This is a genomic window from Cupriavidus sp. GW823-FHT07B10 (assembly GCF_058794355.1).
Map to the genome: position 1 here is coordinate 35,195 of NZ_JBXAGS010000019.1, position 12,140 is coordinate 47,334.

The window sequence follows — 12,140 nt, forward strand, 5'->3', positions numbered from 1 at the left end:
CAACCAAATCCACGACTATGGCCACGAAAGCAAAACCCGTAGCAAAGACTGCAACGAAGACCGCTGCAAAGAAGGCTGCACCGGCAAAGAAGGCCGCCCCGGCCAAAAAGGCTGCCGCGGCCGCACCGGTCGCCAAGCCGGTGAAGGACACCTTCAACAAGTCCAGTCTGCTGGCACACCTGATCGCCCAGACCGAACTGGACAAGAAAACTGTGCAGACGGTGCTCGCGCATCTGGAGAACACCATTGTGAGCGCCGTGCACAAGAAGGGCGCGGGCGAGTTCACCCTGCCCGGTCTGTTCAAGGTGTCGGCCATCCAGGTTCCGGCCACCAAGAAGCGTTTCGGCAAAAATCCCTTCACTGGTGCTGAGCAGTGGTTCGCCGCCAAGCCGGCCAGCGTCAAGGTCAAGGTGCGTCCGTTGAAGAAGCTGAAGGACGCCGCGCTGTAAGCCGGCGGCACGCCCGCCCCGTCTGGCTGGGCAAAAAATAAGAAGCCCTGGAATCCGTGAGGATTCCAGGGCTTTGGTTCATGAAGGGGGACTCAGAAGAGCGCGGCTTGCGTCGCGGCCGACTGGCGCCAGCCAGCCTGTGCAGCCGCAGGCAGAGCCTCAAAGTCGACGGCCCGCTTGCTCAGCGCATCGACGTCATAGCCAAGGGTCAGCCCAAGGCGATCCTTGTATGCCGTGCGCCGCGCAATCTCGTCATGCTCAGCGCGCTGCGCGTGCGACAACGTCAGGCAGCCGTACTGCGCATACCACCGGTAACCCGCCGTCACCTGCCCCGGTGCGAGAGCGGCATCGTGCATGTCCAGCAAGCGGTCGTACTCGAACTCAGCAATCAGCAGCGCTGATTCCGCGTCCACGCCGAACTGCTGCGCGGTTGGCAGGGCCAGGATGCTGCGGCCGTTCGCGGCAGCGACCAGCTCCGGCTCGCACGCCGAACCTGCCGTCAGGCCTTCGACATATGGATCGCGCAGCCCGGTCCAATCGGATGATGGCGCCGTGTCGTCCCAGTCCTTGCCGACGAACAGGAAGCGTGCCGGCGGCACCGGCGTTTGCGGCATCGGCGGCACGTCTGGCACATCGAACCGCACACCGCGCTCCCGCACGTCGCGCCAGTCCGCCCAGGCCGCAAACGGCTTGGCCAGCCCGTTGAGCGATTGCAGGGCATCAACCGCGATCAGCATGTCCAGCGGGAGCAACTCGAATTTCGGCCGCTCACCGGCCCGCCCCGCCCGGCATTGCTCGTCGAAATCCAGCTGGAGCATGTACCGCACCAGCTCCCGCAGCATCGTGGGATGGTAAGTGTCCGGCTGAACCTTGACGTAGCCGCCCCGGATCGTGCGCCCCACCCAATGTCGGCGTTGCCAGTCGAAGCGCGTGTGCCGGATAAACCGGTTCAGTCGCTGCAGGCCTGCCGCGTAGGCGTAGCGCTCATCGTACTCGACCATATTGGCCAGGCTCTTGTCCTCGGCCATCTGGCAGACATGACAGCCCAGCCGCGCACCGCATTTGCCCGGCCGGCTTGCGCCGGCGCCTTCGAGAATGGCATCGGCCACCACGGCGCACGATGTGCCGACGGCATGCGCATAGATGCGCCGCATGTCCTCGAAGTCGGAATAGCACGGTCGCCCGCCGCTCCCATAGAGCCCGATACCTTCCCAGATATCGTCGTCGCTCCAGTGACAGACCGGACTGAGGACCAGGTCGCCATCCCGATTGCGCACAGGCGCATTGGCCGAATCGCCGCGCTGGCGCATCGAGGTACCGCGGCGTGCACTCTCTGCATAGCGAGTGCCAAGCAACGTGACCGGCTCCGCATGGCCCTGCCCCGCCAACGACCGGAATAGCTGGCGGCGGAAGGTGCGCTGTGGTGAAATTTTGAGGTCGGTGCTGTTAGGATGACCCGTGGTTTGAAGTGTAAATAGCATCAATTAAGTCCCTGTTTTCAAAGGGAAAAGACGTTATTTTCACGGTGATCGGACGGTGCCATCATTCTTCTCATATGGGCTACGGCACCAATGTGTCAATAAATTCCGAGGCCTTAGCTATCTAAGGCAGTAGTGCAGTTCGGAGCCACGTGAGGCAGTTGGCTTACGTCGTTGATTGGCGGGGCGAACTTTGTAGCGCAATTTGCGAAGGAACCAGAAGCTGGTCAATCGGAACTAAGAACCTACACGTAGATGCAGAAGATTCTTAAATGAGCAACGACACGTATCCCGCAACCGTTATCTACCCGGACGGGGCCAGTATGGCAATCTCCCTCCCCTTGGCGACAGATAGGCGTCTGAGCGCCATACAGGAAATCGTCGGTGGGTGCATCGAGGGTATTCCTCTTTCGTCCGGTCGATACATGTTTCTGAGCGAAAACGGAAATGCTAGCGCCGTCAACCACATAGCCACCGAAATGGCGCGCGATTCCGAGTCCATCATGGCGGACGATTACATTGCGGGCGTGGCTGTAATCGTGCCGATGGAGTTGTCGGACTAATGCCGCAAGCAGCAATGCAGCACCAGCGCTCTCGTTACACGATCCGCACTGTGATGTTCGAGGACGGCGAGCGTACGCCCATCCTCGTTGACGCCAGGCGCGGCTTGCCGTTGTTCGACCCTTGCGTATACGTCTCCACCGAAATCAGGCCGAAGACGGGTTCGGCCGCCACGATCGAACAGGCTCTGCGAGGCGTTCAATTTCTTCTAACCTTCGTTGCCGACCGCCAAATCGACCTTTCTGAGCGCTTTGCTGCCGGCCGGTTTCTGGATCTTCACGAGCTTGACTACCTAGTGCGTGCTGCGTACCTGCCCTTTGGCAAGGCTGCGCTACAAGCTGGGAATCCACAACCCGTAAATCCGAAGGTAGTGAGCTTCGATAAGGTGCGCAAGCGTGCCCCCAAGGTAAAGGAAGGAGCGACGGTGGCCGTCAGCACCGTCGCCATTCGGCTCTACTATGCCAGCGCCTACCTGGAATGGATGGGGCATCGCGCGGCACGACAAGTATCCAAGACACTTGAGGAAAAAAATAACTACATGGCGCTCCTTCGGGAGTTTCTTGGCCGTCTGCGCTCACGAACCCCCAGCTCGCGTGCGAGCCCAAGCCGTCTCAGCTTGAACGCAGACCAGAAAGCCGAACTGCTTCGGATCATCGAGCCGGGTTGCCCAGATAACCCATGGAATGGCGCCTTTGTCCGCGACCGTAATCGGCTCATCGTTCTATGGGGCCTCGGGACCGGTCTGCGACGTGGTGAGTTGCTTGGCTTGCGCATCAAATTGCTCAACCTGCGCCAGCATACGGCTGACATTATCCGCCGGCCGGATGACAAGAACGATCCGCGGAAATATCAGCCCAACACCAAAACCCGGGAGCGCGCCATCGGCATCAGCGAAGAATTGGCCTACTGGACGCACGAGCACATCGTCAAGCGCCGCTCGATGGTTCGTGGTGCCCGAAAGCACGATTTTCTGTTCGTGTCGGAGCATACCGGTCGCCCATTATCGCTGGCGGCGCTGTCCGAAATCTTCCGCTCCCTTCGCGAACGGCAACCAGCCGTTGGCGAGGCGCTGACCTCGCATGTACTACGGCATACATGGAACGAGGATTTTTCAGACATTGCTGAAAAGGCCGGACTAGCGCCGACAGACGAGCGCCGGACCCGTAACCACGCCATGGGTTGGTCTGATCTCTCGAAGAGTTCAGATCACTACCTGAGGCGCCGCACACGGAAACTATCGACAGAAGCTTCGGTGCGGATTCAGCAATCGGTCATTCGCGAGGCAACCAGATCGCAGAAGTATGAATAGCACCAATACTGCCGTAGTCACAGCAGCACCGCGTGCATCTACGCGAACCATCGACGGCATCGAGTTCGATCCGACTGAGCGGCAATGGACCATTCCAACCGCACACGGAAGCGTCTGCTTCAACTTCGACAACCTGCCTGGTGCCACAGAACCGCTTCGTCAGCATGTGCGGGAGGCGTTCGCGGCCCTGCTGTTAGCGAATGCTCCAGAACGACTGGGGCGCATGTTGGTTCGGCTGCGCGCACTACTCAAGTTCCTTATCGCTTTGGACCCGGCTCGAGAGATAAGCGAACTGACTGCGGCCGACTTGCAAAACTATGGAGCGTCTCTTCCAAATCACCAACAGTATTTCCCACGCCACGTGCGTTCCCTTCTCATGGAGTGGGCCAAGACTGGCGTTGCTGGTCTGTCACGCGATTTGATGCTTTTACTTCCTAGCCTTGAAACCAAGAGTCATGCAATTGGTGCTGCTGTTTTGACAATGGAGCCGGAGCGTGGTCCACTGACCGACCTCGAGTATGAGTCAGTTTTGGCGGGACTCCGGCAGGCGTTTGCATCAGGCGACATGCCCATTTACGACTACGCCTTGGTGGTGCTTGCCATTGCGCTTGGGTGCCGTGCTATGCAGTTGGCGATGATGAAGGTGAAGGATCTAAGCATCACCGAGCGCGCGGATGGCTCGAAGGTCTATGTTCTCCAGGTCACCCGCCTTAAACAAGGAAAGAATATCCGACCACGAACCTTGTTCAAGGCACGTGAGCTTGCGCCAGTTGTTGGCGCCCTGCTTGAACAGCAGATTGGACTTGTGACCAAGTGGGCTGAAAAAAATGGACTCATTCCGATCGAGGCACCCCTGTTCCCTGCCACGATGAAGGCATTAAAGAGCAGGCGAGTAATGCATCCTGGCCTGGAAGGCCATCATGACGGAAGTAGCGCCAGTTCAAAGATCGCGAAACTCCTCAACGGTCTAAGGATAGTTTCTGTTCGCACCGGAAAGAAGATGAACCTGTTCCAGACGCGGATTCGGCGGACATTTGGTTCGCGGGCCGCCGCCGAAGGGCTGCCTGCAACCGTCATTGCTGACCTGATGGACCACAGTTGGCTGGACTCTAGCCTAATCTACGTCGAGGCTCGGCCGGAAATTATGGAACGCATTGACAAGGCAATGGCGCTCAAGGTGGCTCCTCTCGCTCAAGCATTCTCCGGGACGCTAGTAGCGCGTCCGGAGAGCGATGTTAATGGTCGCGGTCGAGTGATCCATATTGATACCCCTGAGCGACTAGAGGCGGTTGGCGGCTGCGGCAAGTTCGACTTCTGCGGGCTGGCAGCGCCGCTCGCCTGTTATACCTGCTCCTACTTCCATCCCTGGCTCGACAACATCCATGAAACCTTGCTTGAAAGGCTGTTGGCTGAGAGAAAGGAACTGCTCGCGCTATCCGATCTGCGCATTGCATCGGTCAATGATCGAACGATCGTCGCCGTCGCCGAAGTCGTCACCCGTTGCCGCGAAGCTGCAAGAGAAGGTGCTGCATGAGCAGCGTGATTCCACTGATTCCGCGTGTCAAGGCGGATGCCGAGGGCAATCTTTCAGCGTTCATCGCGCACGCCAGGGATGAACTGACGGCCTTCGGGGCTGAGCTCGACTTCGAAGCCGAATTGTGGGATGTCACAAAGTACTACTCGAACAAGGGACACCGCGATGCGAGGCAAGGTACCGTCACGATCCACTTCTGCCAGCGCATCAAGGACGGAGGCACGCCATTTCTCCCTCAACTTAGCGGTTTTGCGAAGGCGTACGTGCGCAGCCAGTTGGCGAATCGGTCATCGTCCTCGTTCACTTTCGCTATCACTGCTTTCCGTGCCTTGGATAGGTCAATCCAAGAACACGGGCTTGCCTCGCTGGTTGATTGCGATGCGACCATCTTCAACCGGGCTGCCGAAGTGCTTCGGTCGCGTACGATCATTGGGGACAATGAGTCGGCCGGTGCGATTCTTGGGGTTATCGCCCGCTTCATGGACGAGAATGGCTTCGTTTACGCGCCGCTGCACAACTGGCGATACCCTCGCACCCGGAGAGCGGCGAGAGGAAAGATTGGTCCCGATTTCGAGCGGCGCCGGCGGGATCGGATGCCTTCGCCAGAGGCGTTGAACGCCCTTGCACAGGCTTTCCATAGCGCGGTCGAGCCGCGTGATGTATTAATCACGTCGATTACCGCCATTATGTGCTCCGCCCCGGAACGCATCAACGAAGTATTGGCGTTGCCGGTGGATTGTGAGGTCGAACAGCTAGCCAACGATGAGCGGAAATACTTGGGGCTTCGCTGGGCTGGCTCGAAGGGCGCCGTGGACCATATCAAATGGATTTTGCCGGGGATGGCTGACGTGGTTCGTGACGCGCTGGCCAGAATACGTCGGATCACCGATCCGGCACGCGCAATGGCGCGGTGGTATGAGCGGCATCCTACCAAGCTTTACCTGCCGCCCAAACTGAAGCACCTGCGCGACAAGGAGATCCTGACGCTCGAAGAGATCTGGGAGATTGCCAATCTCTCACCGTGCAAGCGGGCAGTACGGAGTTGGATGCGAGGGGGCAAGATCCCCTACACCTACATTACCGCTTCGCATCCGATTCAAGGAGAGATCCAGATTCAGGCAGTTCGCTTTGCGGATATCGAGCAATTCATTGTCGGCATGCTGCCGGCCGGCTTCCCGATCTATGACGAGGGACGTGGCTTGAAGTATTCCGAGGCATTGCTCGCGATTCCCGAAGGGCTATTCGGTAATCGCGGAGATGGGTCAGGCAACGGCTGCATGTTCGAAGTGGTGAAGTATCACCATATCGGGTGCGCACTCGGTCAGAATCGGCGCGCAGGCAGCGCAACCGTCTTTGAGCGGGTTGGCATCGACCCAGAAGGAAAGCTGAGCATGCGGACCCATCAGTTCCGCCACTGGCTAAACACCCTCGCACAGGGAGCGAATCTTTCTCAAGTCGACATTGCCACGTGGAGTGGCCGGGCCCACATTCATCAGAACACCGCCTACGATCATGTGACCAGCGAGGAGATCGTCACCAAGATTCGGGAGGCCGTCGGCAACCATGCCAAGGCCATCGGCCCACTTGCCGAGATTCCCAAGAACCTTCCCCTCACCCGAGCTGAGTTTGCGTCGATGGCGGTACCAACTGCCCACGTGACCCTCTACGGATTCTGCATTCACGACTTTACCTCCACTCCCTGCGAGATGTTCCGCAAGTGCCTCGACTGCCGCGAGCATATCTGCGTCAAGGGAATACCGGGCAAGATGGAGCGAGTGCAACTGGCGCTGGAGGCAGCTCGTGAAAGCCTAGCAAAGGCACGGAAGGCCGTGGGCGACGAGGCTTATGGGGCCGAGGACTGGGTAGCTGCACATCTAGCCACTGTCGAGCGGCTGGAGCAGCTGCTTTCCATTCTGAATGATCCATCCGTCGCCGATGGTGCTGCGATTCAATTGACCTCCACCAATACATTCTCATTGTCCGAAGGGGCGTTGCTTGACCGGCTGAACGTTGGGACCAATCGCCAAGTTCACCTTCCCGGCAAGACAACAAAGAAGGCTCTTTCATGATGCGACGATCGCCCAATCTGACCGCCGACCGGATCGATCTCATCATTGACATCATCCGCGGATGGGAGGGTCGGTTGACGTGGCCGGCACTCATCCAGGCGGTGGCAAAGCGGATGCGGGCTACTTACACCCGTCAGGCGCTATACAACCAGGAACGCATTCGGGTTGCCTACGAGACATACCGCGCATCCAGCACGGCCAGCGGTATCGACGGCCGACCGGTGTCGGCTGCCCTTAAGGCGAGCATGGAACGGGTGCAGCGCCTGGAACTCGAAAATGCCGAGCTTCGGAGGCGGGAAGATTTGCTGCTCGAGCAGTTCGTACGCTGGGCTTACAATGCAGCGTCCAGAGGATTGTCAGAGGATTTCCTGAATCAACCGCTTCCCCCTACGAACAGGCACGGGAATCGTGTAGCAGGCCCAATGAAATAATCAATCTATGCCTGCCGTTTCGGTAACAGACGCCGTATTCACTCGCTGATGCCGGCGTCTCGGGTACTCACCAAGCGTAGCGAGGGGCCCACTGCTTCTGCCCTGCTGGGGACGACCGGTTCAGCCGGTGAAGCGACGTCCGACCTACAGGGGGATGGCCCTACCCGGCCAGTTTGAGACACCAGCTCTCCCATTCTCGATGTCCGAGCTGGCCGATTTTGCGACACTCGGGTCGGACCACACCTATGGCCGCTCCTGGTCCAGTCCCGTCAATCATCTCACCGCGGCATATGTGGGCCGTGCCAGCCTGCATCAAATGAGAGCACTAACTAATCGAAGCTCTTACGCATGCAGCCCCAAACGGAATTGCCCTACCCTTCGTCGAAGAAGGTCGTTGCGTTCTCCGACGCGCGTGGGCAAGCGTACGCGGCCCGAACGGTTTGCTATTGAGATGAAATTCAAGCGAGGACAGCGCCCTATGGGCACTCGGATACCGCAGGGACACTGCCGAATCGCTGTGTCATCCAGTCCAGTGCAACCGGCAAGCCGAGAAGCAGCCCAGTGGCGTGTTCGGTCGCGCCGATGGTCCGGAACGCCACGTTGCCACCGCGCGCACACCAGGCGGCAAACAGCTTCTGGTTCTGCCCAAAGGGAATGATCTCGTCGAGGGTTCCCGCGTACACCAATGCCGGTACGGCAGGCACGCCATTGCCGCTCTGGTTCTGCGCCATGCGCGCCAGCCAGTCGGCGCGGTTCAGGATGGCTGGAGCCTGGACGAGGACCGAGTCAGACAGGAACGGATAGCTGGCAGTCACATCAAGCAGGCATTTTGTGCCGCGAAAGTCGGCAATCACCGACTGCCCATAGGGTGTGAGAATCGATGAGAGGCCAAGTTCAGGGTAGGCGGCATTCAGGCCCATCAGCGCAATCGGCCCTACCCCGCCGAACGGGCCACCATTAACGTTCGCATACACATCAGCGATGCTGAATGGCCCAGCTCCTGCGGCAACGCCCCGCACATTCAGACCGGGGGCATATGCGGGCTGCAGTTCGGCCGCGAAAGCCGCTGCATGGCCACCCTGGGAATAGCCCATGATGCCGACGGGGGCGTTCGCCGACAGGCCCGCCCCGCTCAACTGCTGCGCCGCCAGTGCCGCGTCGAGGACGGCTTGCCCCTCGGCCTTGCCGATCCCCCAGGTGTGATCGCCCGGTGTACCAAGACCCTGATAGTCCGTCATCGCGATCGCCCAACCGCGGGCGAGGGTTGCCGGCGTCGCGCCGGCAATCGTCGCTTCATATTCCGTGCTCAGCGCGTACTGGTGCGAGGGCGCGCAGTTGTCGGCCTGGCCCTGCGTTCCTGGAGCCCACGCAATAACCGGCCGGGGGCCGGAGAGCCACGGCGTAAAGGGCACCAGCACGGTGCCGGTGATGGCAATCGGCAAGCCATTGACGTCGGTGGACTTGTACATGACCTGCCAGCCGTAAGCCAGCAATCCAACCGGAATGAATGGACGGGAGCGGATCAGCGTGCCATGGGGCCCGCTCGGCATCGGCTGGGGCGGCGTGTAGAAGGCATCGTTCCTCGGGTCATCAAGCGGGCCGGCTAGCGCCGGCGCGCCAGCCAGGACACACAGCGCCATGGCAATCGCCAGGACTGCGCGTGCCTCCCCCCTGGCAAGGGCCATGCCGGGGGCGCGAGACGTTACGCGGATCCACAACGGTCTTGCAGTACGACGAGTCATGCGTCTTCTCCTGTCAGGTTTGCTGGCGCATGCGCGCGAAGGCGCCGTGCCTCATGGAATCCGCTGGCTGATGGCGTGCGCCGCAACGCATACAGCCATCAGGCAACCACATGCATGCCCGCCGGTGAGGCCTGTCGTGTATTGCCACAGCGCAATGTCCAGCCGACAAACGGATCGCCGGCGTGGCAACTCATCACCCAGCGCGCCCCGCAGGTGCTGCAGCGGTGCTCGCACCGCAACACCGCCAGGTGCGAGGAGTAGTGCCGGCGGGACGCGGCGGAAAGAGCATAGAGGCGCGAATGGCCGGTTCCGCGCCTGGGGTCCTCCGACAGTCGGGCGCAGTCCGCGCACAGCGCCTGCGGATTCGGTGAAGCACCGGCCACAAGGTCAGCCTGGACTGGCAGGCACTGGCCGTCACCGGCGCGCAGGCGGCGGTAGAAGTCCCAGCGCCGCATGACCGCCCAGTAGAGGACGCGCAGCAGTTGGCCCTCCGACTGCATTGCCGTGGCGAAGCATCGATCAACGTGCTGCTCCAGCAGGATCCCGAGCTCGGCTGCCGAGGCAAAGCAGACAAGTTGCTGCTGCCCGATGCTGTTGATCATCCAGTCATCGAAGACCTCTGCCAATGCGGCGCGATAGGCCTCGCTGCCCAGACGCCCGGCACAGGCGGCGAGCGCATCGGCGCGCCGGCTGGCGCGGCGAATCTCGTGCCGCAAGGAGGTGAGCCTCGTCAGCACGGCGCCGCCGGTGCTCTCGCTGTTGTCGTTGCCACTCACATTCCATCTCCTGCCGGCCGGCGCCATAGCGCGTGCGGCCTGACGGTGACTCCAGCGGAGGTCAGCCAGATCGCCGGACAGCGCCCTTCAGGCCGGCTTTCCGGTCGCCGCTGCCGCACGGCCCGCCGCTTCGAGTGGCACCTTGACGCTCTCCAGGGCACCACCGCCGTCGCACGGCACAAGCGCGCCCGAGATGTACCCCGCATAGGGCGATGCCAGGAACAGTGCAAGATTGGCGATATCGTCCACGGTGCCAAAGCGCTGCATCGGCACGCTGGATTGCGCAGCGGCGCGCTCCGCCTCGGTGGGCGCCATCAACCGCCGGAAGCCCTCCGTACCCTCGATCGGCCCTGGCGAGATCGAGTTGATGCGGATGCCATCACCGCCCCATTCGAGCGCGAGCGCGCGCGTAAGTTGGTCGACCCCCGCCTTGGCGGCACTGGCGTGCGCCTGGTAGCGCATCGGCACGAAGGACTGCGGAGCCGTGATATTGATCACCGCCGCGCCTGGCTTGCGCAGGTGGCCATAGGCCTGGCGCAGCACGTGGAAGGTGCCGACCAGGTCGATGTCGACCACCACGCGAAAGCCGTTCGACGACATGTCCTTCGCCTCGCACAGAAAATTGCCCGCAGCACCGGAAATCAGCACATCGACAGGGCCGAAGCGTTCGACCGCTTCGGCGAACGCCCGGCCTACCGCATCGAAATCGCGCACATCGGCGCAGACCCCAAGGACCGGCCCGCCAAGCTGTGCGAGCTGCTGGTGCGCGGCATCGACGTTCTCCTGCTTGCGGCTGGCCACTGTCACGCTGGCGCCTTGCCTGGCGAACGCCTGGGCGATGCCGAAGTTGATGCCCGTGGTGCCGCCGAACACGAAGATGTGGCGACCGGTAAAATCGAGATTGACTTGCATTGACTTACCTCGTGAAGAACGCCACCAGGGCCGTAATGGCCTGGCGTCCCGTTGTCAGTCGAACCTGGGCGCCCGCCTGTCGATAAAGGCAGCAATGCCTTCGGCGGCATGAGCACTGGCAGCGGACTCAACCATCAGGCTGTGCTCCAGATCGAGCTGCACGCGCAGTGTTCTCTCGTGCGCACCGTCAACCAGTTGCTTGATCCGCCCCAGCGCTCCGGTCGCGCCGTGCGCCAGTGCTTCAGCCAGCGCATCCGCGCGTGCCGGAAGCCCGGCATCCGGGACCACCTCGCTCACGATCCCCATCTCCAGGCACTGCCTGGCGGAAAGCGCCCCATTGGTGAAGAAGAGTTGCTTGGCGCGCATGGCGCCGACGCGGCGCGTCAGGAACCAGGACGAACCGGCATCCGGCGTGAGCCCGATGGCGGAATAGCCGCCGCGCAGCTTCATCGACTCGGCCGCCAGCACGATATCCGCGCAAAGCGCCAGGCCGATGCCGCCGCCGCCGACCGGCCCGTTGACCGCACTGACCACTGGAACCGGCAGCGTGGCGAGCTTGTACAGGGCAGTATGCAACGGGCCGAGCAGTTCTTCGAGCATGGACGGCAGGCCTGCGCCGGCGTGGAGGAAGGCGTCGATGTTCCCACCGGCGCAGAACTGCCGCCCCGCAGCACGCAGCACGACCGTGCGTACCGCCGTGTCGGCCGCCACCTCGTCGATGCACCCGATCAGCGCGCGCGCCGCCTCGGTGTCGATGGCGTTGCCCCGCTCGGGCCGGTTCAGCGTAATGGTGGCGACGGCACCTTGCCACGTCAGAAGGACGGGTTGGTCCATGTTCAGGCTCCCGGAGATGATGTTCAGTGGTCGAAATGAGCAGAT

The 12,140-nt window shown here is 61.4% G+C and carries 11 protein-coding genes; 6 read left to right on the forward strand and 5 right to left on the reverse strand.

Features of this window, described 5'->3' with window-relative positions; translation table 11 throughout:
• Positions 1 to 17: 17 nt before the first annotated feature.
• Positions 18 to 449: an HU family DNA-binding protein gene (locus AC1Q6V_RS28315; protein ID WP_492344571.1), complete on the forward strand. Its 432-nt coding sequence runs from the start codon at positions 18 to 20 to the stop codon at positions 447 to 449.
• Between the two features lie 92 nt (positions 450 to 541).
• On the opposite strand, the gene AC1Q6V_RS28320 is transcribed toward AC1Q6V_RS28315, so the two are convergent.
• Positions 542 to 1,759 (reverse strand): 3'-phosphoadenosine 5'-phosphosulfate sulfotransferase, encoded by a 1,218-nt coding sequence (locus AC1Q6V_RS28320; protein ID WP_492344570.1) that lies wholly within the window; start codon positions 1,757 to 1,759, stop codon positions 542 to 544.
• A 440-nt stretch (positions 1,760 to 2,199) separates the two neighbouring features.
• Here AC1Q6V_RS28320 and AC1Q6V_RS28325 point away from each other — a divergent pair, with 440 nt between their 5' ends.
• From AC1Q6V_RS28325 to AC1Q6V_RS28345, 5 genes are read left to right on the forward strand one after another with little or no spacing between them, the layout of a single operon-like run.
• Positions 2,200 to 2,490, forward strand: coding sequence for a hypothetical protein (locus AC1Q6V_RS28325; protein WP_414224713.1), 291 nt, complete (start codon positions 2,200 to 2,202; stop codon positions 2,488 to 2,490).
• On the forward strand, positions 2,490 to 3,797 hold the full coding sequence (locus AC1Q6V_RS28330; RefSeq protein ID WP_492344569.1) for a tyrosine-type recombinase/integrase: 1,308 nt from the start codon (positions 2,490 to 2,492) through the stop codon (positions 3,795 to 3,797). The genes AC1Q6V_RS28325 and AC1Q6V_RS28330 overlap by 1 nt, the downstream gene beginning before the upstream one ends.
• A complete protein-coding gene (locus tag AC1Q6V_RS28335; RefSeq protein ID WP_492344568.1) occupies positions 3,790 to 5,331 on the forward strand; it encodes a site-specific integrase in 1,542 nt (513 codons plus the stop codon). Before AC1Q6V_RS28330 ends, AC1Q6V_RS28335 begins: the two co-directional genes overlap by 8 nt.
• Positions 5,328 to 7,400, forward strand: coding sequence for a hypothetical protein (locus tag AC1Q6V_RS28340; protein ID WP_492344567.1), 2,073 nt, complete (start codon positions 5,328 to 5,330; stop codon positions 7,398 to 7,400). Before AC1Q6V_RS28335 ends, AC1Q6V_RS28340 begins: the two co-directional genes overlap by 4 nt.
• On the forward strand, positions 7,397 to 7,831 hold the full coding sequence (locus AC1Q6V_RS28345) for a hypothetical protein (RefSeq protein ID WP_414223665.1): 435 nt from the start codon (positions 7,397 to 7,399) through the stop codon (positions 7,829 to 7,831). The genes AC1Q6V_RS28340 and AC1Q6V_RS28345 overlap by 4 nt, the downstream gene beginning before the upstream one ends.
• 476 nt (positions 7,832 to 8,307) lie before the next feature.
• On the opposite strand, the gene AC1Q6V_RS28350 is transcribed toward AC1Q6V_RS28345, so the two are convergent.
• From AC1Q6V_RS28350 to AC1Q6V_RS28365, 4 genes are all read right to left on the reverse strand, one after another.
• A complete protein-coding gene (locus AC1Q6V_RS28350; RefSeq protein ID WP_492344566.1) occupies positions 8,308 to 9,573 on the reverse strand; it encodes a lipase family protein in 1,266 nt (421 codons plus the stop codon).
• 98 nt (positions 9,574 to 9,671) lie between these two features.
• Positions 9,672 to 10,349, reverse strand: coding sequence for a hypothetical protein (locus AC1Q6V_RS28355; protein ID WP_492344565.1), 678 nt, complete (start codon positions 10,347 to 10,349; stop codon positions 9,672 to 9,674).
• Between the two features lie 87 nt (positions 10,350 to 10,436).
• Entirely contained in the window at positions 10,437 to 11,261 is an 825-nt protein-coding gene (locus AC1Q6V_RS28360; RefSeq protein WP_492344564.1) for an SDR family oxidoreductase, read from the reverse strand.
• 54 nt (positions 11,262 to 11,315) lie between these two features.
• The gene (locus tag AC1Q6V_RS28365) at positions 11,316 to 12,095 is read right to left on the reverse strand and encodes an enoyl-CoA hydratase/isomerase family protein (protein ID WP_114134831.1); all 780 of its coding nucleotides are present in this window, start codon (positions 12,093 to 12,095) and stop codon (positions 11,316 to 11,318) included.
• Positions 12,096 to 12,140: the final 45 nt, after the last annotated feature.